Source organism: Citrobacter sp. RHB25-C09, assembly GCF_013836145.1.
In the GTDB taxonomy this organism is placed as follows: Bacteria; Pseudomonadota; Gammaproteobacteria; order Enterobacterales; family Enterobacteriaceae; genus Citrobacter_A.
In genome coordinates this window covers 982,128-1,007,167 of sequence record NZ_CP057483.1, presented here as the reverse complement: position 1 = coordinate 1,007,167, position 25,040 = coordinate 982,128, and the positions used below count along the sequence as shown (strand labels likewise).

Below are 25,040 nucleotides of genomic sequence, written 5' to 3'. Positions count from 1 at the left end.
TTTCAATTTTCAGCTTGATCCAGATTTTTAAAGAGCAAATATCTCAAACATGACTCGTAAGTCAGTTTTGAGATATGACGGCCGGTGACTTTCACTCACAAACCAGCAAGTGGCGTCCCCTAGGGGATTCGAACCCCTGTTACCGCCGTGAAAGGGCGGTGTCCTGGGCCTCTAGACGAAGGGGACGTAAAGTCTCAATCGCAAGACGCCTTGCTATTTACTTTTCATCAGACAATCTGTGTGGACACTACAAAGGCAGGTTCTTTAAGGTAAGGAGGTGATCCAACCGCAGGTTCCCCTACGGTTACCTTGTTACGACTTCACCCCAGTCATGAATCACAAAGTGGTAAGCGCCCTCCCGAAGGTTAAGCTACCTACTTCTTTTGCAACCCACTCCCATGGTGTGACGGGCGGTGTGTACAAGGCCCGGGAACGTATTCACCGTGGCATTCTGATCCACGATTACTAGCGATTCCGACTTCATGGAGTCGAGTTGCAGACTCCAATCCGGACTACGACATACTTTATGAGGTCCGCTTGCTCTCGCGAGGTCGCTTCTCTTTGTATATGCCATTGTAGCACGTGTGTAGCCCTGGTCGTAAGGGCCATGATGACTTGACGTCATCCCCACCTTCCTCCAGTTTATCACTGGCAGTCTCCTTTGAGTTCCCGGCCGGACCGCTGGCAACAAAGGATAAGGGTTGCGCTCGTTGCGGGACTTAACCCAACATTTCACAACACGAGCTGACGACAGCCATGCAGCACCTGTCTCACAGTTCCCGAAGGCACAAATCCATCTCTGGATTCTTCTGTGGATGTCAAGACCAGGTAAGGTTCTTCGCGTTGCATCGAATTAAACCACATGCTCCACCGCTTGTGCGGGCCCCCGTCAATTCATTTGAGTTTTAACCTTGCGGCCGTACTCCCCAGGCGGTCGACTTAACGCGTTAGCTCCGGAAGCCACGCCTCAAGGGCACAACCTCCAAGTCGACATCGTTTACGGCGTGGACTACCAGGGTATCTAATCCTGTTTGCTCCCCACGCTTTCGCACCTGAGCGTCAGTCTTTGTCCAGGGGGCCGCCTTCGCCACCGGTATTCCTCCAGATCTCTACGCATTTCACCGCTACACCTGGAATTCTACCCCCCTCTACAAGACTCTAGCCTGCCAGTTTCGAATGCAGTTCCCAGGTTGAGCCCGGGGATTTCACATCCGACTTGACAGACCGCCTGCGTGCGCTTTACGCCCAGTAATTCCGATTAACGCTTGCACCCTCCGTATTACCGCGGCTGCTGGCACGGAGTTAGCCGGTGCTTCTTCTGCGGGTAACGTCAATTGCTGAGGTTATTAACCTCAACACCTTCCTCCCCGCTGAAAGTACTTTACAACCCGAAGGCCTTCTTCATACACGCGGCATGGCTGCATCAGGCTTGCGCCCATTGTGCAATATTCCCCACTGCTGCCTCCCGTAGGAGTCTGGACCGTGTCTCAGTTCCAGTGTGGCTGGTCATCCTCTCAGACCAGCTAGGGATCGTCGCCTTGGTGAGCCGTTACCTCACCAACAAGCTAATCCCATCTGGGCACATCCGATGGCAAGAGGCCCGAAGGTCCCCCTCTTTGGTCTTGCGACGTTATGCGGTATTAGCTACCGTTTCCAGTAGTTATCCCCCTCCATCGGGCAGTTTCCCAGACATTACTCACCCGTCCGCCACTCGTCAGCAAAGCAGCAAGCTGCTTCCTGTTACCGTTCGACTTGCATGTGTTAGGCCTGCCGCCAGCGTTCAATCTGAGCCATGATCAAACTCTTCAATTTAAGTTTGATGCTCGTAGAATTAAACTTCGTAATGAATTACGTGTTCACTCTTTGAGACTTGGTATTCATTTAGTGTCCGAGGACATTAAGAATCCATGTCACTTTGAGTGCCCACACAGATTGTCTGATAAATTGTTAAAGAGCAGTTGCGACGCGCTTCAGCGCTCTGTCGCGAGGTGGCGTATATTACGCTTTCCTCTTTCAGAGTCAACCCTGAATTTCAGGATTTTTCTCTTCATCGCCACTGGCGTTTTTCTGTGAAGTGATTCACATCCGCCGTGTCGATGGAGGCGCATTATAGGGGGTCGACTCAGGAAGACAAGCGGAAAAATGCAGATTTATTTCAACCGCTCATCTTTTGACCGCAACGCTTATTTTTGCTGCTTTTTTATCGCCGATGGCAGGTCTGCCAGACTATTTAATACCCAATCCGCCGCATTTTCAGCTTCCGGCGTAATCGGCTTGCCCGTACGCACTAACACTTTTGTTCCAACTTCTGCTGCAGCGGCTGCCTGCATATCTTCGAGTTTGTCACCGACCATAAAAGAAGAAGCCATATCGATGTGCAGAAAATCGCGCGCCGAGATCAGCATACCGGGATGGGGTTTACGGCAGTCGCAAACCTGGCGGTACTCTTCTACCGTGCCCTGCGGGTGATGCGGGCAATAATAGATGCCATCCAGATCAACATCGCGGTCGGCTAGCGACCAGTCCATCCATTCAGTTAATGTCTCAAACTGCGCTTCAGAAAACTTACCGCGTGCAATCCCGGACTGATTAGTCACAACCACCAGCGCATAGCCCATACTTTTAAGCTCGCGCATGGCATCAATAACGCCGTCAATAAATTCGAAGTTGTCGATTTCATGTACATAGCCGTGATCGACATTAATAGTCCCGTCACGGTCGAGAAAAATTGCGGGTACGGACTTAGCCACCTTTTATAGCTCCTGAATAAGGCATGTGGCATTAGTATCGCATGTTTCGACAGGCAAGAAAGTGCTCATCGCATAAACCCCGATTGATTTAGACGTCTGGATGCCTTAACATCCATTTCATTGACGGCTTTGTCCGTATCAGGCAGACAAACCTGCCACGGCTAACTTTATTACGATAAAAATAATCAATGATTAAACTTTCGAATATCACCAAGGTGTTCCAACAGGGGACCCGCAGCATTCAGGCGCTAAACAACGTTAGCCTGCATGTCCCTGCCGGACAAATTTATGGCGTTATCGGTGCCTCAGGTGCCGGTAAAAGCACGCTTATCCGTTGCGTTAATCTTCTGGAACGTCCGACTGAAGGAAGCGTGCAGGTCGGTGGTCAGGAACTGACGACGCTTTCTGAATCTGAGCTGACCAAGGCACGTCGCCAGATTGGCATGATCTTCCAGCACTTTAACCTGCTGGCATCCCGTACCGTTTTTGGCAACGTCGCCTTACCGCTGGAACTCGACAACACGCCAAAGGAAGAGATCAAGCGCCGCGTTACGGAGCTGTTAGATCTGGTTGGTCTGGGTGATAAGCACGACAGCTATCCAGCAAACCTCTCTGGCGGACAGAAGCAGCGTGTGGCCATCGCTCGTGCGCTGGCGAGCCAGCCTAAAGTGCTGTTGTGCGATGAAGCCACCAGCGCGTTAGATCCGGCAACTACCCGTTCTATTCTGGAACTATTAAAAGATATTAACCGTCGTCTGGGCCTGACGATTTTGTTGATCACTCATGAAATGGATGTGGTTAAGCGTATTTGTGACTGCGTCGCCGTCATCAGCGACGGTGAACTGATTGAACAAGACACTGTCAGCGAAGTGTTCTCTCATCCAAAAACGCCACTGGCACAGAAGTTTATTCAGTCCACGCTGCATCTGGATATTCCGGAAGATTATCTGGAGCGCATGAAAGCAGAGCCAGAAGTCAACAGTGTCCCCATGTTGCGCATGGAATTCACCGGCCAGTCCGTCGATGCCCCGTTGCTGTCTGAAACGGCACGCCGCTTTAACGTCAATAACAACATTATTAGCGCGCAGATGGATTATGCCGGTGGGGTGAAGTTCGGCATTATGCTGACCGAAATGCACGGCACTCAAGAAGAAACGCAAGCCGCCATCGCCTGGCTGCAGGAACACCATGTAAAAGTAGAGGTACTGGGTTATGTCTGAGCCGATGATGTGGCTGCTGGTTCGTGGCGTTTGGGAAACGCTGGCGATGACCTTCGTATCGGGTTTCTTTGGCTTTGTGATCGGACTGCCGGTTGGCGTACTGCTGTACGTAACCCGTCCCGGGCAAATTATCGAAAACGCGAAGCTCTATCGCACCCTTTCTGCGCTCGTTAATATCTTCCGTTCCATTCCGTTCATTATTTTGCTGGTATGGATGATTCCCTTTACCCGCATCATTGTGGGAACCTCAATCGGGCTGCAGGCGGCGATTGTCCCGCTCACCGTTGGCGCGGCGCCGTTTATCGCCCGTATGGTTGAGAACGCGCTGCTGGAAATCCCGACGGGTCTTATTGAAGCTTCGCGCGCAATGGGTGCTACCCCGCTACAGATTGTACGCAAAGTACTGCTACCAGAAGCCCTGCCTGGCCTGGTAAACGCGGCAACCATTACGCTGATTACGCTGGTTGGCTACTCCGCGATGGGCGGTGCCGTAGGTGCCGGTGGTCTTGGACAGATTGGCTACCAGTACGGCTATATTGGCTACAATGCTACTGTTATGAATACGGTGCTGGTATTACTCGTCGTTCTGGTTTATTTAATTCAGTTCGCAGGCGATCGTATCGTCCGGGCTGTGACGCACAAGTAACGTTAAACACAACACAAAAAACTCATTAATTAAAAGGAAATAAGTATGGCGTTCAAATTCAAAACCTTTGCGGCAGTTGGAGCCCTGATTGGATCTCTGGCACTGGCTGGCTGCGGCCAGGATGAAAAAGATCCGAACCACATCAAAGTGGGCGTCATTAATGGTGCTGAGCAGCAGGTCGCCGAAGTCGCGCAAAAAGTGGCAAAAGAGAAATATGGTCTGGACGTCGAGCTGGTGACATTCAACGATTATGTGCTGCCGAACGAAGCGCTGAGCAAAGGCGACATCGATGCGAACGCCTTCCAGCATAAGCCGTACCTGGATCAGCAGATTAAAGATCGTGGTTACAAGCTTGTTGCTGCGGGCAACACCTTCGTATACCCGATTGCAGGCTATTCTAAAAAAATCAAATCACTGGAAGAGCTTCAGGATGGCGCGCAGGTTGCCGTTCCTAACGATCCAACCAACCTTGGACGTTCCCTGCTGCTGCTGCAAAAAGTGGGCCTGATCAAACTGAAAGATGGCGTCGGTCTGCTGCCAACCTCTCTGGACATTGTTGAGAACACGAAAAATCTGAAAATTGTTGAACTAGAAGCGCCACAGTTGCCGCGCTCGCTGGACGACGCGCAAATTGCCCTGGCAGTGATCAACACCACTTATGCCAGCCAGATTGGCCTGACGCCAGCAAAAGATGGCATCTTTGTTGAAGATAAAGACTCCCCCTACGTAAACCTGATTGTCACTCGTGAAGACAATAAAGATGCGGAGAATGTGAAGAAGTTCGTTCAGGCCTATCAGTCTGACGAAGTTTACGAAGCGGCAAACAAAGTCTTTAATGGCGGTGCTGTTAAGGGCTGGTAATTTTAGGCGCTTTTCACAAACTGTAATATTATTCAGGACGGGCACTTGCCCGTCTTGTCATTTATGCAAGCTCCTGATTCAATATCTGACAGTTAGATCATTCATTGAGGAAATATTATGCGTGCTTTACCGATCTGTTTATTGGCACTCATGCTGAGCGGCTGTTCCATGCTAAGCAGATCCCCTGTTGAACCCGTTCAAAGCACCGCAACGCCGCCAAAAGTGGAGCCGGAAAAGCCAAAAGCGCCGCGTGCAGTCCCCGTCAGAATTTATACCAAAGCGGAAGACCTTGTCGGCAAACCGTTCCGCGATCTGGGCGAAGTTAGCGGTGAATCCTGCCAGGCTTCTAACCAGGACTCTCCACCGAGCATCCCAACGGCGCGTAAGCGTATGCAGATTAACGCCTCGAAAATGAAAGCGAATGCCGTTTTACAGCATAGCTGCGAAGTCACCAGCGGTACGCCAGGCTGCTACCGTCAAGCTGTTTGTATCGGTTCTGCGCTCAACATCTCGGCTAAATGAGTCAGTTTCACTTTGAGCAAATCGCAGTCATTCGCTCGCCATACAAAGAAAAGTTCGCCGTACCTCGCCAGCCTGGGCTGGTAAAAAGCGTAGACGGCGAACTGCATCTGTTGCCGCCTTATAACCAGGCCGACGCGGTACGCGGCCTGGAGGCATTCAGCCACCTCTGGGTGATCTTTGTTTTCCATCAGACAATGGAGGGCGGATGGCGCCCAACGGTGCGCCCACCTCGTCTTGGCGGCAACGCACGTATGGGCGTGTTCGCGACGCGCTCCACCTTTCGCCCGAACCCCGTGGGTATGTCGCTGGTAGAGCTGAAAGGCATTGTCTGCCAGAAAGAGAAGGTCATTCTCAGGTTGGGTAGTCTGGACCTGGTGGACGGTACGCCAGTTATTGATATTAAACCCTATCTGCCCTTTGCCGAGTCACTCCCAGACGCAACCGCAAGCTATGCCCAGCATGCCCCACAGGCAGAAATGCAGGTCAGTTTTACCAATGAGATCGAAGCACTGTTTCCCTCACTCGAAAATCGCTATCCGCAGTTGAAAACGTTTATTCGTGAGGTACTGGCGCAGGACCCGCGTCCAGCCTATCGTAAGGGAGAAGAAACGGGGAAAACGTATGCCGTCTGGCTGCATGATTTCAACGTGCGCTGGCGGGTAACCGAGGTGGGTTTTGAAGTCTTTGCGCTCGAACCCCGCTAATTTCGCGCCCTTCTCTTTTGACATCCCTTTCTCGCTGGTAAACTAAGATACTTTTTTGTGTCAGGCTCACATTGAGCCTGTTCAATCGTTCAACTGGAACCGTAACAACATGCGTACTAGCCAATACCTGCTCTCCACCCTGAAGGAGACACCTGCCGACGCCGAGGTTATCAGCCACCAGCTGATGCTGCGCGCCGGGATGATCCGCAAGCTCGCCTCCGGGTTATACACCTGGCTGCCGACCGGCCTGCGCGTCCTGAAAAAAGTCGAAAACATCGTGCGTGAAGAGATGAATAACGCTGGTGCGATCGAGGTGTCTATGCCCGTGGTTCAGCCTGCTGACCTGTGGCAAGAGAGTGGTCGTTGGGAACAGTATGGCCCGGAACTGCTGCGTTTTGTTGACCGTGGCGAGCGTCCGTTCGTACTCGGCCCAACGCACGAAGAAGTCATCACTGATCTGATCCGTAACGAGCTGAGCTCGTACAAACAGCTGCCGCTGAACTTCTTCCAGATCCAGACGAAATTCCGTGACGAAGTGCGCCCGCGTTTCGGTGTAATGCGTTCCCGCGAATTTCTGATGAAAGATGCTTATTCTTTCCATACGTCTCAGGAGTCCTTGCAGGAAACCTACGACGCCATGTATGCCGCTTATAGCAAGATCTTTAGCCGTATGGGTCTGGATTTCCGCGCAGTACAGGCAGATACCGGTTCTATCGGCGGTAGCGCATCGCATGAATTCCAGGTACTGGCGCAGAGCGGTGAAGACGACGTGATCTTCTCTGACACCTCTGACTACGCGGCCAATATTGAATTTGCCGAAGCGTTAGCGCCAAAAGAACCGCGCGCAGCCGCTACCCAGGAGATGACCCTGGTCGATACGCCGAATGCGAAAACCATCGCCGAGTTGGTTGAGCAGTTCAATCTGCCGGTAGAGAAAACGGTGAAAACCCTGCTGGTAAAAGCCGTGGAAGGCAGCAAATCACCGCTGGTTGCCCTGCTGGTCCGCGGCGATCACGAGCTGAATGAAGTTAAAGCGGAAAAACTGCCTCAGGTCGCCAGCCCACTGACGTTCGCCACGGAAGAAGAAATTCGCGCGCTGGTGAAAGCCGGCCCGGGCTCACTTGGCCCGGTAAATATGCCAGTTCCGGTGGTTATCGACCGTACCGTTGCAGCAATGAGCGATTTCGCTGCTGGCGCCAACGTTGATGGCAAACACTACTTTGGCATTAACTGGGATCGCGACGTAGTAACGCCGGAAGTTGCAGACATTCGTAACGTGGTGGCAGGCGATCCGAGCCCGGACGGTCAGGGTACGCTGCTGATCAAACGCGGTATCGAAGTTGGTCACATCTTCCAGTTAGGCACCAAATACTCTGAAGCGTTGAAAGCTGCCGTTCAGGGTGAAGATGGCCGTAACCAAATCCTGACGATGGGTTGCTACGGTATCGGTGTAACGCGCGTGGTGGCTGCGGCCATTGAGCAAAACTACGACGAGCGTGGCATCGTCTGGCCTGAGGCCATCGCACCGTTCCAGGTAGCGATTTTGCCGATGAACATGCACAAGTCTTATCGCGTGCAGGAACTGGCTGAAAAGCTGTACGCTGAACTGCGTGCACAGGGCATCGAAGTGCTGATGGACGACCGTAAAGAACGTCCAGGCGTGATGTTCGCCGATATGGAACTGATCGGCATTCCGCACACTATCGTACTGGGTGACCGCAACCTCGACAACGACGATATCGAATATAAATACCGTCGCAGTGGCGAGAAACAACTCATCAAAACCGGCGATATCGTCAATTATCTGATAAAACAGATTAAAGGCTGATGCCAGAAGAGGTCCTGATTTTTCAGGGCCTCTTTTTTTACATGGAATGTATAAAATGGCTAAACAAACGGCGAATTATCGCCTGCTTCTCCCCTGCTTTCTTTTTCTTTCAGCGTGTACTGTTGATGTCAGCCAGCCAGACTCATCGGCATCCGCCGTTGATACTCAGGCAAAAAAATGGGCGGTCAAATTCCAGCAACAGAGTTCATTTACCGATAAAATTCTGCGTGAAATCACCGTTGCCGACCTGAAGCCTGGCGATCTGCTGTTCTCTTCCAGCCTGGGGGTTACTTCATTAGGCATTCGCGCCTTCAGTAGCGCTTCCGTCAGCCACGTGGCCATCTACCTGGGAGATGAGGAGGTGGCAGAAGCCACTGGCGCGGGTGTGCAAATTGTTTCGCTGCAACAGGCAATGAAGCATAGCGATAAAATTTTTGCCCTCCGCGCGCCGGATCTCACGCCGCAGCAGGCAAATGAAATTGAAGCGTTCGCTTATAAAATCAAAGACAGCGGTTACAACTATCGCGGTATTGTCGAATTTATCCCGTTTATGTTGACCCGCCAGATGTGCTCGCTGAACCCCTTCTCCGCGGATTTCCGCCAGCAGTGCGTTAACGGGCTGGCAAAAGCGCAGTTGAGCGATGTTAGTGAGGCGGATAAGAAAGTATGGTTTTGTTCAGAGTTCGTCACTGATGCGTTTGCCAGAGCCGGTCATCCGCTCACGCTGGCGCAGTCTGGCTGGATAAGCCCTGCGGACTTAATGCATATGCGGGAAGGTGACGTTTCGTCCTTTAAAGCAGAAACACAGCTCCGCTATGTCGGCCATTTGAAGCTCGGGATTTATATCAAAACGGGACGTTTTGTAGGGCTGAATCCGTAAGAACGAGCCGGAACAGGGCTTCCGGCTCCGAACGTTTACTGTGGGCTGTGACAATCCTGGTCTGGGTAAAATTGTCCATCAGAGTCTGGCGTTAAGACTCTGGTCGGCAAACCGGTATCCGGGTTCTCTTCCACGGTGAAATGCCCTTCTACCGAAAGCAGGACGGGTTTGTCACTGGCCTTCCGCGCCGCAAGATAGCCCCGCTCCAGCGTCGCGTTGTTTGCCACCGACACCCGCTTTCCGGTGGCACAATCAGTAAAGGTGGCTGCATCTGCCCTATAGAAATACATCCCACGCATCGCCATCGGGGTGGCAGGCAGGCTCGATTTTACCGGCTCCAGCACATAGTTAAATTGCGATTCAATCGGATTACCTTCCCTGTCGAGCATTTCCAGAGATTCCCCCTTCGCGCGAAAATAGGCCTTTTCACCATTGCTGTCCGTTAGCACCAGCTTATCGGCAGTGCGGGCCCAGCTTCCCCAGGAGGCAAAAGAAGACGGTTCATCACGCGCCCCCTGATAATGCTCGTTCATTACCCAGGTACCGTCTTTTTCAAGATACAAGGAAGTCTCGATGCCTTCGCAATCTGCACACGGCAATACCCCGCGCCAGCTTTGCTGCATCGGTTTTAGTTCTGCTGACGATGAGGGATGAAAAATATCTCCGTCTGAGCGGTTGTTACAGCCAATCAGGGCGAAGAGAGTAAATACTGCCACTGTTGCAACGATGAGTTTTTTCACTCAGGCATCCTTTTTCATTGTTATTTCTGTCGTTAGTCACCTGACCGGACTTTTCCTCGCAGTGCTTTCACGGAAGATTTTTGCGCCTTCGAGGTTAATCTGCGTTCCTTTGACGCTCGCGTAGGTCGCGTTGCCCGCCGACTTTTTTGCACTGTCGTGAGTTCTTTAATGACGGCCACCAGCCTGGCTAGCGCGGCTTCGCGATTCAGCGTCTGGCTGCGATACTCCTGTGCCTTAATAATAATGACGCCGTCCGGGGTTATCAGGTGATGACTGGCGGAAAGCAAACGTTCCTTGTAATACTCTGGCAGGCCAGAGGCCCGAATGTCAAAACGCAAATGTATCGCTGTTGAAGTTTTGTTGACGTGCTGTCCCCCCGCGCCCTGCGCACGAATGGCGGTTATCTCCACTTCATCATCAGGGATCGCGACATTTTGCGAAATAACGATCATGCTCGCTGTTGCCATGGAGTGAGATGAATTTCCAGATTATTCTCAGAATCGGATAACCAGATAGCACCATCCTGAATAGTTGCCTGAAGTGTCATTGTGCGGCCGGCAAAGGCACTGAGCTGCGCCAACTGCTCGTCATCCAGATACCAGACAGACAAATTCGAAAACTGCGCACATTTACTTTGGTTCTGCTGCCACCAGATTTGAGCTGCGCGACTGTTGTAGGTGAACAGCCCTACTTCCCCAGCCTGCGTACACGCTTTCTTGATTCTTCGCTCATCGGGTAATCCCAGCTCAATCCATAGATCGATACCCAGATGATCGTTACGCAGCCACGCCTCTGGCTCATCTTCAGCGCTCAGGCCACGAGTGAACTGAAGCCGCTCATCAGCATATTTAATCCACGCCAGTAAACGCAGCATCATGCGTTCCTGGGTTTCGGAGGGGTGACGCGCCAGCGTTAATGTCGCATCCAGGAACTGGTTACGGTCGAGGTCCGCCACATTGACGACGGCTTTATAAATTGTCGCTTTTAGCGCCATGAAATACTCCTTGGGTTTCAGGCGGTCATTGTAGCGAAAACGGAGCCAAAAGGCTGTCTGAGGATCAACTATCAAGGCGCTGATATTGCTTGAATGGCTGTGGTATAGTCACCTTGCTAAACAGAGTTTATCTTCGTAGGCTTAAACTTGCATCCACGGTTAAGTCAGACCACTGACAGGAGGGCATGTGGACAAATATTGTGAGTTGATACGCAAGCGGTATGCGGAAATCGCCAGCGGAGACTTAGGGTATATCCCGGACGCGCTGGGTTGCGTATTAAAGGTGCTTAATGAAATGGCCGCAGATAGCGCCCTTTCAGAGTCGGTCAGGGAAAAGGCGGCCTATGCGGCTGCGAACTTACTGGTGAGCGATTATGTCAATGAATGAAACATATCAACCCATCAACTGTGATGACTACGACAACCTTGAGCTCGCCTGCCAGCATCATTTATTACTGACGCTGGAATTGAAAGACGGTGAAGTTCTGCAGGCGAAGGCCAATGATTTGGTTTCGCGAAAAAATGTGGAATACCTGGTTACTGAGGTGGCAGGCGAAACGCGCGAGCTCCGTCTCGATAAAATCGCCAGCTTTAGTCACCCGGAAATTGGTACTGTGGTGGTCAGCGAATCATAAATTTAGGTGCCGGATGGCGCTGTAAGCACCTTATCAGATCTACTATCGGATGGAGAGTAGGCCTGATAAGCGCAGCGCCATCAGGCATTCCATTCCAGCCTCACGCCTTCTTCACCTTCTGCAACCCCTTCATGCGTCACAAAAACACCCGCCGCCGCAATCAGCGTGTCGCCATAGAACAGTAAAGGTGTAGTGTCGCGTCGCCAGGGCGGAATGCCCTGCTCCTGCCAGATTTTCTTAAGCTTACGTCCGCCATTACGCCCCACGATGTGCAGCAACCCGGAAGCTTTGAAGCGAATGCTTACAGGCTCATCGGCACGGGGAAGGCGCAATTCACCTGCCGGAATGAGCCGTATGTTGCCAAGTCCGGCAGGTAATGTGAGTGGCGTTTGCCAGTCGCACCATGACAACACCGTCTCACTTTGTCCTGTTACCGCTTTAACCCACCACAACTGCCCCTGAAAGCGGCGTACCTCATGCTCGCCAAAACGTAGGCATGGAGAAGCATCTTCGCGTGCCAGCACCACTTCCTGCCAGATCCGCTCCAGCCCATCGCGTGAGGGCATCGGCGCATTGTGCGTTGCCAGCCAGCGGCGAAGCAGAGCTGCGCGTCGCATATCGCTCATCACCATTAATGGCGCAAGCTGGAGAGTGCCCTGCGCCGTCATACACTCTGACAGTTCCTCGGCCAGCAGTTCGTCGAGCAGACTCTCCTGTCCGGCGCAAAGTGCGGCACTGCGCGCGGTAGCTTCAGCAAAGTGCGGCCAGCGCTGTTGTAGGAGCGGAATGATGCGCAGACGCAGAAAGTTGCGGTCATACGTATCATCCTGGTTACTTTCATCATTAATCCATTGAAGCTGGTGCTCTCGCGCCCACAACGCCAGCGACTCGCGCGACTGCGTCAACAGAGGGCGGATAAGCTGCGTGTCGGCAAAGGGAGAGACTTCTGCCATTGCCGAAAGCCCCGCCGGACCGCTACCGCGTTTAAGTGCCAGCAGAAAGGTTTCGCACTGATCGTCAAGGTGTTGGGCGGTTACCAGAACTTCACCGGGTTGTAGTGCGCCGGCAAACGCTTTATATCGCGCCCGCCGCGCGTGGGCTTCAATTCCCAGTCCTTCATCGGCAAGCGTCACGCGTTCAACCACCAGTGGTACCTGCCACTGTGCGCAAACGGCTTCGCAATGCTTCACCCACTCATCAGCATGGGGACTTAACCCATGATGAATATGAATAGCACGCAGAGAGAGCTCTGGGCGTTGCTGCCGCCATTGGACCAGCTGGTGCAACAGAACCGTCGAGTCCAGTCCGCCGCTAAAAGCGACAAGGATCGATGGCGAGGTGAAAAGCGACGTGTTCAGGGTGAGTGTGGTCATAGTGGTTACTTACAGTGACGTTGCCCGGCACGTTACCGGGCTATCGCCGTAATAACAAGTCTTACTGCTCATAGAGTTCTAACGGCAGACCATCCGGATCGTTGAAAAAGGTAAAGCGCTTATTGGTATACGGATCAATGCGAATCGCTTCGCATTTGACCTGATTCGCCTCGAGGTGTGCAATCGCTTTTTCTACATCATCAACGCTGAAGGCCAGATGACGCAAGCCGCACGCTTCCGGGCGGCTTGGACGCTCGGGTGGGAACGGGAACGAAAACAGCTCAACCACATATTGCCCGTTCAACGCCAGATCGCCCTTCCAGGAATCACGCTCTTCCCGGTAGACCTCACTCTGGAGTGTGAATCCCAGAATATCGCAATAGAACGCCTTACTCACCGCGTAGTCAGTCGCGATAATCGCAATATGATGAACCTGTTTTAATCCCAACATAGCGTCTTCGTCTCCTTAGTGTTTTACAGCACGTTACTCGCCCGAGGACACTCAGCGCAAGTTGTCATACCGTTTTTAAGACTCGTACACGGTATACGCCATCTTCATCCTGTCTGGCGCCATGAATATCCGTCTCGAAGCCAGGATAATGATGGCCAACCGAACAGAGCATTAACAAGAAATCGAGCACCGCCCGGCTCTGTTCGGTGATCATCTCGCCCGGCATGAGCAGCGGTACACCCGGCGGATAAGGCAATATCATATTGGCCGAAACGCGCCCAACCAGTTGCTCCAGCGTCACCGTTTCAACGTCACCTTTGATCTGCCGCTGCCAGGCCTGGTGCGGCGTCATGATCATTTCCGGCAAAGTATCGAATGCGCGCAGCATTAGCCCGGAAAGATCGTGCTGACGGATGAGCGTATGGATCCCCTGCGCCAGCTCCTGAATACGCATATTACGATAGAAATCAGGATCTTCAGCATAGAGATCCGGCAGCATATTTTTTACGCGAAGATTAAGATCGTAAGCGCGTTTAAACTCCGTCAGGCCACGTAACAGCCCCATCGCGCGGGTTTTATCTATCCCGATACTGAACAGAAACAGCAAGTTGTACGGACCTGTTTTTTCGACCACCACACCGCGCTCATCGAGGAATTTCGCCACCAGTGCGGCAGGTATTCCCTCCTCGCTCATGTTCCCCTGTTCGTCCATGCCGGGCGTCAGAATCGTGACTTTTACCGGATCGAGGAACATATGATCCTTGTCCGCGTCGGTAAAACCATGCCAGTCCTCGCCGGGAGCGACAGGCCAGCACTCGGCTTCCTCAACGTTCTCCGGCTGCCAGATATCAAAGAACCAGCCTTCTGCTTCTTCCCGCAGTCGCTGGATTTCTTTGCGGAAATGCAACGCGCGTTCTACGGAACGATTAATTAACCGCTTGCCCGGATTACCGCGCAGCATCGCCGCCGCGGTTTCGATAGAGGCCACAATGGGGTAGCTGGGCGACGTTGAGGTATGCATCATAAACGCTTCGTTGAAGGTGTCCTCATCGTAATCGCCTTTAATATGAATCAACGACGCCTGCGACAACGCCGCCAGCATTTTATGGGTAGATTGCGTTTCGAAGATCACCTTGCCGGGAACTCGCTCGCCGCTCATCCCGCTTTTTCCATCATAGATCGGGTGAAAATGGGTGTACGGCACCCAGGCGGAATCGAAATGGATCGAAGGCACGTCCAGCGTCTGCTTGATCCAGTTGGTGTTATACAACAAACCATCGTAGGTCGAGTTAGTGATAACCGCGTGAACCGGCCACTGCGCCTGTGACGTTTCGGCCACCTTGCGTTCAATACTCTCACGCATAAATTCACGACGAGGGATCCCGCCCAGAATGCCTAATGCATTACGCGTCGGCTTCAGCCAGATCGGTACAACGTCACTCATCATCAGCAGATGGGCCAGTGATTTATGGCAGTTACGATCAATCAGCAGCGTACTGCCCGTCGGTGCGGCATACATGCCTACAATTTTATTCGACGTAGAAGTGCCGTTAGTGACCATGTAGCTTTGTTCTGCGCCAAAGGTACGCGCAATGTACTCCTCGGCTTCCAGATGCGGCCCGGTATGATCGAGGAGTGAACCCAGTTCGGTCACCGATATCGACACATCTGATTTCAGCGTGTTGCCACCAAAGAAATCATAGAACAGGCAGCCGACCGGGCTTTTCTGATAGGCCGTTCCTGCCATATGCCCCGGTGTACAAAAGGTGTATTTGCCCTCTTTAACATAGGTAAACAGCGCTCTGGTGAAGGGGGGCGTGATATTGTCGAGATACTCATTGGTGTACTGCCGAATTCGTGTGGCGATATCTTCCGCCTGTCCTAACGCGTACTCAAAAAACCAGAGCGCCATGCGCATATCATGAACGCTGACGTCCATCGTCGAATGCGTGTTGATAAACGCATACAGTGGCAAATATTCATTAAGCTGGTTGATATCGCTACACAAGTCGAGACTGTACTCGTCCCAGTCAAAAATCACGCCGCAAATGCGCGGGTTATGTTCAATAAACTTCAGTAGGTCGACGCTGTTTTGCGGCCAGATAATCTGGAATCCCTGCGATTGCAGTGCACGTTCCAGTTCCTTGATGGGTTCATCTTTATAAAAGACACCGTGCGGTCCCATGATGGCGATGATATTCATGCGTTCCTCCTGGAAATCCTTAGCTAATCATAGCTTGTCTAAACCGCAGATAAAAAAAAGGGCCACTTAAAGTGGCCCTTTTCGGAATGGTCAACGTTTACGCGTAGCCGTAGCTCATCAGACGCTGATAGCGACGGTTTTTCAAATCTTCCGGGCCCAGCACATCGAGATCGGCAAGGTCAGCCAGCAACTGTGCCTTCAGTGACGCCGCCATGGCTTCCGGGTTACGGTGCGCACCACCCAGCGGTTCCGGGATGATGGAGTCGATCAGCTTCAGCTCTTTCAGACGCGGGGCGATAATGCCCATCGCTTCGGCAGCCAGCGGCGCTTTATCTGCGCTTTTCCACAGAATAGACGCACAACCTTCCGGAGAAATAACGGAATACGTACTGTATTGCAGCATATTCACTTTATCACCCACGCCAATCGCCAGTGCGCCACCGGATCCACCTTCACCGATAACGGTACAAATGACCGGAACGCTCAGACGTGACATTTCACGCAGGTTACGGGCAATCGCTTCAGACTGACCGCGCTCTTCAGCGCCCACGCCAGGGTAAGCACCTGGGGTGTCGATGAAGGTGATGATCGGCATCTTGAAGCGTTCTGCCATTTCCATCAGACGCAGCGCTTTACGATAGCCTTCCGGTGCCGGCATACCAAAGTTACGACGAATTTTCTCTTTGGTTTCACGCCCTTTCTGATGACCAATGATCATCACCGGACGCCCATCCAGACGCGCGATACCGCCGACGATAGCTTTATCATCAGCATAAGCGCGATCGCCTGCCAGTTCGTCAAATTCATCAAACGCCAGGCGAACATAATCCAGGGTGTAAGGACGCTGCGGATGGCGAGCCAGTTGGGCAACCTGCCATGCGCCAAGATCGGCGAAGATTTTACGCGTCAGCTCTACGCTTTTTTCACGCAGACGATGCACTTCTTCATCGATGTTAATATCCAGTTTCTCGTCCTGACGGCTCACCGCAGTCAGAGAATCGATTTTTGCTTCCAGCTCGGCAATCGGCTGTTCAAAATCAAGGAAATTCAGACTCATAGTATTCCTGTATTAGTCAAACTCCAGTTCCACCTGCTCCGAACCAATGAGGCCACGGAGATCGTTTAGCAAACGATCGCTCGGAGAGACACGCCACGTCGCGCCAAAACGCAACCGCGCACGTGCATCCGCCCTCTGATAGTAGAGATGTACTGGAATTGTCCCCGAGCGGTGGGGTTCCAGAGACTGACGGAGTCGGTTTAAAAGCTGGTCATCAATTTGCCTGTCCGTCAGCGAGATAGCAAGCCCGCGAGCATATTTTTCCCGGGCTTCGTCAATATCCATCACTTCGCGGGCGGTCATTTTAAGCCCCCCGCTGAAGTCATCAAAGCTGACCTGTCCGCTGACGATGAGTATGCGGTCTTTTTCCAGCAAATGCTGGTATTTATCCAGGGCGTCGGTAAATAGCATTACCTCCAGACGCCCGGAACGGTCATCCAGCGTACAGATGCCGATACGATTGCCGCGCTTGGTGACCATAACCCTCGCGGCAATGACGAGCCCCGCAGCCGTAGTAACTTTACCACGTTCTGTCGGATGCATGTCTTTCAGCCGATAGCCTCCGACATAGCGCTCAATTTCTTTTAAATACTGGTTGATAGGATGCCCCGTCAGGTACAACCCCAACGTTTCGCGTTCCCCATCTAAAACCACCTGCTCTGGCCATGGCTGGCAGCTGGCATAGGATTGTTCAATTTGCTCTGGCTCTTCCGCCAGCACGCCGAACATATCGGCCTGACCTATCGCTTCCGCTTTCGCGTGCTGATCGGCGGCTTTCAGCGCATCGCCCAGCGAGTTCATCAACGCGGCGCGGTGGGGCCCCAGGCGATCAAACGCCCCGGACATGATCAGTTTTTCCAGCACCCGACGGTTGAGCTTTTTGGTATCAGTACGCGCACAGAGATCAAACAGTTCGCGGAAATACCCGCCGTTGTTACGCGCTTCGATGATCGCCTCGATCGGCCCTTCGCCCACGCCTTTGATCGCGCCGATCCCGTACACGATCTCCCCGTGTTCGTTAACGTGGAAATGGTACAGTCCGGAGTTAATGTCCGGCGGCAGGATCTTCAGCCCCATGCGCCAGCATTCGTCGACCAGTCCAACGACCTTCTCGGTGTTGTCCATATCGGCGGTCATGACCGCCGCCATAAACTCAGCGGGATAGTGCGCTTTTAACCACAGCGTCTGATAGGAAACCAGCGCATAGGCCGCAGAGTGCGATTTGTTAAACCCGTACCCGGCGAACTTTTCCACCAGGTCGAAAATTTTCATCGCCAGTTCGCCGTCAATGCCATTCTGCTTTGCCCCTTCTTCGAAGGTGCCACGCTGCTTGGCCATCTCTTCCGGCTTTTTCTTACCCATCGCACGACGCAGCATGTCCGCGCCGCCAAGGGTGTAGCCAGAGAGCACCTGGGCAATCTGCATAACCTGTTCCTGATACAGGATAATGCCGTAGGTCGGCTCCAGTACGGGTTTCAGGCTTTCGTGCTGCCACTGAACGTCCGGGTAGGAAATCTCTTCGCGTCCGTGTTTACGGTCTATAAAGTTATCCACCATGCCCGACTGCAACGGCCCGGGACGGAACAGCGCCACCAGCGCGATCATATCTTCGAAGCAGTCAGGCTGTAGGCGTTTGATCAGATCCTTCATGCCGCGGGATTCAAGCTGGAACACCGCAGTGGTTTCCGAGCGTTGCAGCATGTCGAAGCTTTTCTTGTCATCCAGCGGAATGGCTGCGATATCCAGCGGCGGTTCGCCGTTCTTTTCGCGGCGCTTGTTGATCATCTCCAGCGCCCAGTTGATGATCGTCAGCGTTCGCAGGCCAAGGAAGTCGAACTTCACCAGCCCGGCGTATTCTACGTCGTTTTTATCAAACTGAGTGACCGGATGCAGCCCCTGTTCATCACAGTACAGCGGCGCAAAATCGGTGATTTTGGTTGGCGCGATAACCACGCCCCCGGCGTGTTTACCGGCGTTACGCGTTACCCCTTCCAGCTTACGCGCCATATCGATCAGCGCCCTAACCTCTTCGTCCGCCTCATAGATTTCCGGCAACTGAGGTTCTGCTTCGAAGGCTTTCGCCAGCGTCATGCCCGGATCGGGCGGCACCAGCTTAGAAATACGATCGACGAAACCGTAAGGATGCCCCAGTACGCGGCCCACGTCGCGAATAACCGCTTTCGCCGCCATCGTACCGAAGGTGATAATCTGCGATACCGCGTCGCGCCCGTACATTTCCGCAACGTGCTCGATGACCTGATCGCGTTTCTCCATACAGAAATCAACGTCGAAGTCGGGCATGGAGACACGTTCCGGGTTAAGGAAACGTTCGAACAGCAGGTCGAATTCCAGCGGATCGAGGTCGGTGATTTTGAGCGCATAGGCCACCAGTGAACCTGCACCAGAGCCTCGCCCCGGCCCTACCGGCACACCGTTATCTTTCGACCACTGGATAAATTCCATAACGATCAGGAAGTAGCCCGGGAAGCCCATCTGGTTGATCACCTGGAGTTCGATATCCAGACGCTCATCGTAAGGCGGGCGCTTCTCTTTGCGTACCGCTTCATCCGGGAATAAAAATGCCAGACGCTCTTCCAGACCTTCTTTCGATTTCACGACCAGGAAATCTTCCGTGGTCATGTCACCCGTCGGGAACTGGGGCAGGAAGTACTCGCCCAGACGCACGGTGACGTTACAGCGTTTCGCTATTTCGACGCTGTTTTCCAGCGCTTCCGGAATGTCGGAGAACAGCTCGCACATCTCCTCTTCCGTACGCATATACTGCTGCGGCGAGTAGTTACGCGGGCGTTTAGGATCGTCGAGAGTAAAGCCATCATGAATGGCTACGCGGATCTCATGCGCGTCAAAGTCATCGCTATTGATAAAGCGCACATCGTTAGTGGCAACAACCGGCAATCCGCGTTCTTCCGCCAGTTTAACGGCAGCGTGCAGATACGACTCTTCATCCGGCCTGCCGGTACGAATGAGTTCAAGGAAGTAGCAGTCCGGGAAGTGCTCTTCATAAAAAGAAACGCACTCATCAACCAGCGCGCTATTCCCGCGCAACAGGCTGCGACCCACGTCACCCATTCGACCACCGGAGAGCAGAATCAAACCTTCTTTGAGTTCGATCAGCCAGTCCCGGTCGATAACCGGCCCCGCTGCGCCGTAGCCGCGCTGATAGGCTTTAGAGATGAGCAACGTCAGGTTTTGATAGCCGGTATTATTCGCGGCCAGCACCGTCAAATGGGTAAGTTCATCCCCCATCTGCTCGCTCTGGACGTGAAAATCGGCACCGACAATGGGCTTCAGTCCTGCGCCATGTCCCGCTCCGTAGAACTTCACCAGACCGCAGAGGTTTGTAAAATCGGTGATCGCCAGCGCGGGCATGCCTAACGCGGCCGCCTTTTTCACCAGCGGCCCGGTTTTCGCCAGTCCATCGATCATAGAGTAGTCGCTGTGCACCCGCAGGTGAACGAAACGTGGTTCAGACATCTTTAGATTCCTTTAAACCCAAGAATCAGGACGCGAGGCCCAGTGCGCGTTTGACGGGAGCAAAACTACGTCGGTGATGCTCCGTTGCACCATGTTCAGCCAGCTTTTCCAGATGAAAAGCGGTTGGATAGCCTTTGTGCTGGGCAAAACCATACTGTGGGAAAACGATATCCAGTGCAGCCATTTCGGCATCGCGCGTCACTTTCGCGAGAATGGACGCGGCGCTAATCTCAGCCACCCGGCTATCGCCTTTTACCACCGCTAATGAGGGAACCGGCAACGCGGGGCAGCGATTTCCGTCAATCAGCACATATTCCGGCGCGATATGCAGACCCGCCACCGCACGCTGCATTGCCAGCATGGTGGCGTGAAGAATATTCAGTTTATCAATCTCGTGCGGCTCTGCGCGCCCAAGGCTCCAGCTAAGTGCTTTTTCTTTAATTTCTTCATACAACGCCAGACGGCGTTTTTCAGATAATTTTTTGGAGTCGTTAAGGCCCACGATCGGCCGGGCCGGATCGAGGATCACTGCAGCAGTGACTACCGCCCCCACCAGCGGACCGCGTCCGACTTCATCCACACCGGCCACTAAATGCGTATGTGGATAAACAAATTCGATCATTGTGCTAACTCCAGGACCGCATCCGCCGCCTGCTCGTCGGCGTTACAGCGGATCTGCTGATGCAGTTCGCGGAAAGTGTCATGCATCGCATGGCTGGTTTTGCCATTTGCTAACAAAGGACGTAATGCCTCGGCAAGCGCCTGCGGCTCGCACTCTTCCTGCAACAGCTCTTTCACTAATTCTCTCCCCGCCAGCAGGTTTGGCAACGAAACATAGTCCGTTTTAACCAGACGCTTTGCCAGCCAGAAGGTAAAGGGCTTCATTCTGTATCCCACGACCATCGGGCATTTCGCCAACATGCACTCCAGTGCGGCGGTACCGGATGCAAGAAGCGCTGCGTCACTGGCTACCATGGCTTCACGCCCCATGCCATCAAGCAGATGCACCTTCAGTTCGGGGGCGATTTCCGCTTTAATTTTCTCGAACTGTTCGCGTCGTTTGGCATTCACCAACGGCACGACTACTTCGAGATCGGGCCAGGTCTGGCGCAACAACTGCGCGGTTTTCAGGAAATCCGCACTGAGCATTTCCACTTCAGCACCGCGGCTACCGGGCAACAATGCCAGACAATGCGCCTCGTGTGGGATCCCCAGAGTATCGCGCGCAGCGTTTTTATCCGGGTCCAGCGGCATCGCATCGGCCATTGTATGCCCGATGAAACGGCACGGCACATTAAACTTATCGTAAAACGCTTTTTCGAAAGGCAGAAAAGCCAGGACCATATTGGTGGATCTGCCTATTTTGAAAACGCGTTTCTGACGCCACGCCCAGACGGACGGGCTGACGTAATGAATGGTTTTAATCCCCTGCTTTTTCAGATTCCCCTCGAGGGTAATATTAAAATCGGGGGCATCAATACCAACGAACACATCAGGCTGTAGTTCGGTAAAGCGACGGGTCAAATCAGCGCGGATATGCAACAGACGGCGAAGTCGTCCCAGCACTTCCACGACGCCCATAACCGCCAGCTCTTCCATTTCGTACCAGGCTTCGCAGCCTTCGGCCTGCATCCGCGGGCCAGCCACGCCAACAAAACGGGCGTTCGGTACACGCGCCTTCAGTGCACGAATGAGACCGGCACCAAGAATATCGCCGGAGGTTTCTCCGGCGACCAGGGCAATCGTTAAAGGGCGCTGTTCAGCCATTAACGTATCAGACCGCGCGTTGAGCGAGCAAAGAAATCGCTGAATAGCTGCACTTCCGGATGCTGCTTCGCCAGTTCGGCGATATCCGGTTTTGCTTCGTCCAGCGTTTTGCCACTGCGGTATAATGCCTTATAAGCATTGCGAATCGCGGTGATCGCTTCGCGAGAGAAACCGCGACGCTTCAACCCTTCGATGTTGACGCCAAACGGCGTCGCGTGGTTGCCCTGTGCAATAACATATGGCGGAACGTCCTGAGCAACGCCAGAACAACCGCCCACCATCACATGCGCACCGATAATGCAGAACTGATGCACAGCGGTCATCCCACCGATGATGACAAAGTCATCCAGCGAAACATGGCCTGCAAGGGTGGCGTTATTGGCCAGAATACAGCGATCGCCAATTGTACAATCGTGCGCCACATGGGCGTTGATCATCAGTAAGTTATCGCTGCCCACCTTCGTCAATCCACCGCCCTGCACCGTGCCACGATGAATGGTGACGCTTTCGCGAATGCGGTTACGATCGCCAATTTCCACACGGGTCGGTTCACCAGCGTATTTCAGATCCTGGTTTGCTTCGCCGATGGAGGCGAACTGATAAATCTCGTTGTCGCGACCAATTTTAGTATGGCCATTCACGACAATGTGAGACTTCAGTACGGTACCCTCACCAATTTCAACATGGGGTCCAACAAGGCAAAAAGGACCAATGTAGACGTTAGCGCCAAGTGAGGCGCCCTCTTCCACAATGGCGGTTGGATGAATAAAGGCGGATTTATCAATCACGTATCAGGCCTCCCGGCTACGAGCACACATCATCGTTGCTTCGCAAACTACTTTACCGTCAACCAGCGCAACCCCTTTGAAGCGGGTCAGGCCACGGCGCGTTTTCTCGAAAGTGACTTCCATGATCATTTGATCGCCCGGCACGACAGGACGCTTGAAGCGCGCTTCGTCGATACCCGCGAAATAATACAGCTCCCCTGGCTCCAGTTTACCTACGCTTTTAAACGCAAGGATACCGGTAGCTTGTGCCATTGCTTCCAGAATCAGCACACCTGGGAAAATCGGTTTGCCCGGGAAATGGCCCTGGAAAAACGGCTCGTTAACGGAGACATTCTTCACTGCGCGCAGAAAACGACCTTCTTCAAAATCCAGCACGCGGTCTACCAGTAAAAACGGGAACCGGTGCGGCAGAAGTTCTAAAATCTCTTCAATGTGCAGAGTATGAGTGTTAGTAGTCAAAATACTCTTCCTGTCCAAATATACAAAAAGCCAATAATAACACGGCCTGCCGCAATCGTATGAATGCCGACAGGCCGTAAAGTATGTGTGACCGGGTGAGAAGTTTAGTCTTGTTGATTAACCTTGCGCTCAATAGCTTTGAGGCGCTTGCTCATATCATCAATGCTCATCACCAGTGCGGCTGTTTTACGCCATACTTTGTTAGGTTGCAGCGGTATCCCTGAGGAATAGACGCCAGGCTCTGTGATGGGGCGCATAACCATACCCATACCAGTTACCGTAACCTTGTCACATATTTCCATATGGCCATTGATTACGCTTGCGCCGCCAATCATACAGTAGCGGCCAATCTTCAGGCTACCTGCCATGATGACGCCACCGGCAACTGCCGTATTGTCGCCAATCACAACGTTATGTGCAATCTGACACTGATTATCAATGATAACGCCATTGCCGATCACGGTATCATCCAGTGCGCCACGGTCAATGGTGGTGCAGGCGCCAATCTCAACGCGGTCGCCAATAATGACGCGACCCAGCTGTGGGATCTTCACCCAGTTGCCGCGATCGTTGGCATAGCCAAAACCGTCAGCACCAATCACCGTACTGGACTGGATCAGGCAATTCTCACCGATCTCAATGTCGTGGTAAACCGTAACATTCGCCCACAAGCGCGAACCGGCCCCAATTTTCGTCTTTTTCCCGACAAAGCAGCCCGCGCCGATAACCACGTTATCGCCAAGCTCTACGCCGGATTCAATCACCGCATTGGCGCCAATTGAAACGTTGCTACCCAGCTTTGCCGTGGCATCCACCACTGCGCTGGGCGCAATGTTTTGTGCCGGCTGCGGCGTGGTATCCAGAATTTGCGCCATTCGCGCATACGTCAGGTAGGGATTCTTCACTACCAGCGCGGCACTCTTAGCAAAAGGAAGATCGTCCTGCGTCATGACAACAGCGGAAGCCTGGCATGCGCCTAAGTGTTCACGATACTTAGGATTCACCATGAACGTGATGTGACCCGTTTGCGCAGATTGCATGGACGCAACGCCGGTGATGACGATATCGCCATCACCGTGTAATTCTGCATCCAACTGCTCTGCTAAATCAGACAGTCGAATTGAAGGCATTACTTATTTAACCTGTTTCAGTACGTCAGCGGTGATATCTTTTACATCGCTGCTGTTGTAAGCAACGGTGTTTGCGTCAACCACCAGGTCGATGCTCTCGCTGCTGGCAACAGATTTCACAGCAGCCTGGATACGAGTAACCAGTTTGCCGCGTTCTTCGTTGGAACGACGTGCACGATCCTGCTCAAAAGACTGCGCTTTCTGAGAGAAAGTCTGGCGCTGAGCCATGATGTCTTTTTCCAGCTTGGTACGATCGTTACCCGCTTTCATTGATTGCAGACGCTGCATTTTAGATTGCAGATCGGATTCCATACGCTGCAGTTCGCTAGCGCGGCCTTTGAACTCATTTTCCAGGGTGCTGGAAACACCGGTCTTCTGTGCAACCTGTTGGAACAGGCTACCCATGTTGACGATCGCAATTTTGTCAGCAGCCTGTGCAGACGTAACCATTGCTAAACCCAGACCTGCCGCTAATAACCACTTTTTCACAATAAACTCCTTACCATCCCATTTGCACCCGAAGGCACAGCTCTTTGC

General features: G+C 52.9%; 24 protein-coding genes, 1 tRNA gene and 1 rRNA gene. 9 read left to right on the top strand and 17 right to left on the bottom strand.

Annotated elements, in window-relative coordinates:
• Positions 1-110 precede the first annotated feature (110 nt).
• From HVY19_RS04725 to gmhB, 3 genes are all read right to left on the bottom strand, one after another.
• Positions 111-186: transfer RNA gene (locus tag HVY19_RS04725), tRNA-Glu, on the bottom strand.
• Between the two features lie 84 nt (positions 187-270).
• Positions 271-1,812, bottom strand: a 16S ribosomal RNA gene (locus HVY19_RS04720).
• Between the two features lie 371 nt (positions 1,813-2,183).
• Positions 2,184-2,750 (bottom strand): D-glycero-beta-D-manno-heptose 1,7-bisphosphate 7-phosphatase, encoded by a 567-nt coding sequence (gmhB, locus tag HVY19_RS04715; RefSeq protein WP_181683219.1) that lies wholly within the window; start codon positions 2,748-2,750, stop codon positions 2,184-2,186.
• Positions 2,751-2,938: 188 nt separating this feature from the next.
• Here gmhB and metN point away from each other — a divergent pair, with 188 nt between their 5' ends.
• The 7 genes from metN to HVY19_RS04680 all read left to right on the top strand — a co-directional run bounded on the left by metN (position 2,939) and on the right by HVY19_RS04680 (position 9,411).
• Complete coding sequence (gene metN / locus HVY19_RS04710) at positions 2,939-3,970, top strand: methionine ABC transporter ATP-binding protein MetN (RefSeq protein WP_181683218.1); 1,032 nt, start codon at positions 2,939-2,941, stop codon at positions 3,968-3,970.
• The gene (locus HVY19_RS04705) at positions 3,963-4,616 is read left to right on the top strand and encodes a methionine ABC transporter permease MetI (protein WP_181683217.1); all 654 of its coding nucleotides are present in this window, start codon (positions 3,963-3,965) and stop codon (positions 4,614-4,616) included. Before metN ends, HVY19_RS04705 begins: the two co-directional genes overlap by 8 nt.
• A gap of 45 nt (positions 4,617-4,661) precedes the next feature.
• Positions 4,662-5,477: a methionine ABC transporter substrate-binding lipoprotein MetQ gene (metQ, locus tag HVY19_RS04700; protein WP_181683216.1), complete on the top strand. Its 816-nt coding sequence runs from the start codon at positions 4,662-4,664 to the stop codon at positions 5,475-5,477.
• 117 nt (positions 5,478-5,594) lie between these two features.
• A complete protein-coding gene (gene rcsF, locus HVY19_RS04695; RefSeq protein WP_181683215.1) occupies positions 5,595-5,999 on the top strand; it encodes an Rcs stress response system protein RcsF in 405 nt (134 codons plus the stop codon).
• Positions 5,996-6,703: a tRNA (N6-threonylcarbamoyladenosine(37)-N6)-methyltransferase TrmO gene (gene tsaA / locus HVY19_RS04690; RefSeq protein WP_181683214.1), complete on the top strand. Its 708-nt coding sequence runs from the start codon at positions 5,996-5,998 to the stop codon at positions 6,701-6,703. Before rcsF ends, tsaA begins: the two co-directional genes overlap by 4 nt.
• Positions 6,704-6,812: 109 nt before the next feature.
• Positions 6,813-8,531 (top strand): proline--tRNA ligase, encoded by a 1,719-nt coding sequence (gene proS, locus HVY19_RS04685; protein ID WP_181683213.1) that lies wholly within the window; start codon positions 6,813-6,815, stop codon positions 8,529-8,531.
• A gap of 55 nt (positions 8,532-8,586) precedes the next feature.
• Entirely contained in the window at positions 8,587-9,411 is an 825-nt protein-coding gene (locus HVY19_RS04680; protein ID WP_181683212.1) for a YaeF family permuted papain-like enzyme, read from the top strand.
• 35 nt (positions 9,412-9,446) lie between these two features.
• Here the strand turns inward: HVY19_RS04680 and nlpE are convergent, their stop codons facing one another.
• Genes nlpE through HVY19_RS04665 form a run of 3 tightly spaced genes read right to left on the bottom strand, consistent with a single transcriptional unit; the run spans position 9,447 to position 11,145 of the window.
• Positions 9,447-10,151, bottom strand: coding sequence for an envelope stress response activation lipoprotein NlpE (gene nlpE, locus HVY19_RS04675; protein ID WP_181683211.1), 705 nt, complete (start codon positions 10,149-10,151; stop codon positions 9,447-9,449).
• A gap of 32 nt (positions 10,152-10,183) precedes the next feature.
• Positions 10,184-10,603, bottom strand: coding sequence for an alternative ribosome rescue aminoacyl-tRNA hydrolase ArfB (arfB, locus tag HVY19_RS04670; RefSeq protein WP_181683210.1), 420 nt, complete (start codon positions 10,601-10,603; stop codon positions 10,184-10,186).
• Positions 10,600-11,145 carry a YaeQ family protein gene (locus tag HVY19_RS04665; RefSeq protein WP_181683209.1) on the bottom strand — a complete coding sequence of 182 codons (546 nt, stop codon included), beginning with the start codon at positions 11,143-11,145 and terminating at the stop codon, positions 10,600-10,602. The genes arfB and HVY19_RS04665 overlap by 4 nt, the downstream gene beginning before the upstream one ends.
• Before the next feature lie 187 nt (positions 11,146-11,332).
• Here HVY19_RS04665 and HVY19_RS04660 point away from each other — a divergent pair, with 187 nt between their 5' ends.
• A complete protein-coding gene (locus tag HVY19_RS04660; RefSeq protein WP_181683208.1) occupies positions 11,333-11,533 on the top strand; it encodes a YaeP family protein in 201 nt (66 codons plus the stop codon).
• Positions 11,520-11,780: a Rho-binding antiterminator gene (gene rof / locus HVY19_RS04655; RefSeq protein ID WP_181683207.1), complete on the top strand. Its 261-nt coding sequence runs from the start codon at positions 11,520-11,522 to the stop codon at positions 11,778-11,780. The genes HVY19_RS04660 and rof overlap by 14 nt, the downstream gene beginning before the upstream one ends.
• A gap of 80 nt (positions 11,781-11,860) precedes the next feature.
• Here the strand turns inward: rof and tilS are convergent, their stop codons facing one another.
• The 11 genes from tilS to skp form a co-directional block, all read right to left on the bottom strand.
• Complete coding sequence (tilS, locus tag HVY19_RS04650; RefSeq protein WP_181683206.1) at positions 11,861-13,153, bottom strand: tRNA lysidine(34) synthetase TilS; 1,293 nt, start codon at positions 13,151-13,153, stop codon at positions 11,861-11,863.
• Between the two features lie 61 nt (positions 13,154-13,214).
• The gene (locus HVY19_RS04645; RefSeq protein ID WP_181683205.1) at positions 13,215-13,604 is read right to left on the bottom strand and encodes a VOC family protein; all 390 of its coding nucleotides are present in this window, start codon (positions 13,602-13,604) and stop codon (positions 13,215-13,217) included.
• Between the two features lie 64 nt (positions 13,605-13,668).
• Positions 13,669-15,807: a lysine decarboxylase LdcC gene (gene ldcC / locus HVY19_RS04640; protein ID WP_181683204.1), complete on the bottom strand. Its 2,139-nt coding sequence runs from the start codon at positions 15,805-15,807 to the stop codon at positions 13,669-13,671.
• 97 nt (positions 15,808-15,904) lie between these two features.
• Entirely contained in the window at positions 15,905-16,864 is a 960-nt protein-coding gene (gene accA, locus HVY19_RS04635) for an acetyl-CoA carboxylase carboxyl transferase subunit alpha (protein WP_181683203.1), read from the bottom strand.
• Between the two features lie 12 nt (positions 16,865-16,876).
• On the bottom strand, positions 16,877-20,359 hold the full coding sequence (dnaE, locus tag HVY19_RS04630; RefSeq protein ID WP_181683202.1) for a DNA polymerase III subunit alpha: 3,483 nt from the start codon (positions 20,357-20,359) through the stop codon (positions 16,877-16,879).
• Between the two features lie 25 nt (positions 20,360-20,384).
• Positions 20,385-20,981 (bottom strand): ribonuclease HII, encoded by a 597-nt coding sequence (rnhB, locus tag HVY19_RS04625; RefSeq protein ID WP_181683201.1) that lies wholly within the window; start codon positions 20,979-20,981, stop codon positions 20,385-20,387.
• A complete protein-coding gene (lpxB, locus tag HVY19_RS04620) occupies positions 20,978-22,126 on the bottom strand; it encodes a lipid-A-disaccharide synthase (RefSeq protein WP_181683200.1) in 1,149 nt (382 codons plus the stop codon). The genes rnhB and lpxB overlap by 4 nt, the downstream gene beginning before the upstream one ends.
• A complete protein-coding gene (gene lpxA, locus HVY19_RS04615; protein ID WP_181683199.1) occupies positions 22,126-22,914 on the bottom strand; it encodes an acyl-ACP--UDP-N-acetylglucosamine O-acyltransferase in 789 nt (262 codons plus the stop codon). The genes lpxB and lpxA overlap by 1 nt, the downstream gene beginning before the upstream one ends.
• A gap of 3 nt (positions 22,915-22,917) precedes the next feature.
• On the bottom strand, positions 22,918-23,373 hold the full coding sequence (fabZ, locus tag HVY19_RS04610; protein ID WP_003018528.1) for a 3-hydroxyacyl-ACP dehydratase FabZ: 456 nt from the start codon (positions 23,371-23,373) through the stop codon (positions 22,918-22,920).
• Positions 23,374-23,477: 104 nt separating this feature from the next.
• Positions 23,478-24,503: a UDP-3-O-(3-hydroxymyristoyl)glucosamine N-acyltransferase gene (gene lpxD, locus HVY19_RS04605; RefSeq protein ID WP_181683198.1), complete on the bottom strand. Its 1,026-nt coding sequence runs from the start codon at positions 24,501-24,503 to the stop codon at positions 23,478-23,480.
• Between the two features lie 3 nt (positions 24,504-24,506).
• Positions 24,507-24,992: a molecular chaperone Skp gene (skp, locus tag HVY19_RS04600; protein WP_181683197.1), complete on the bottom strand. Its 486-nt coding sequence runs from the start codon at positions 24,990-24,992 to the stop codon at positions 24,507-24,509.
• Positions 24,993-25,040 lie beyond the last annotated feature (48 nt).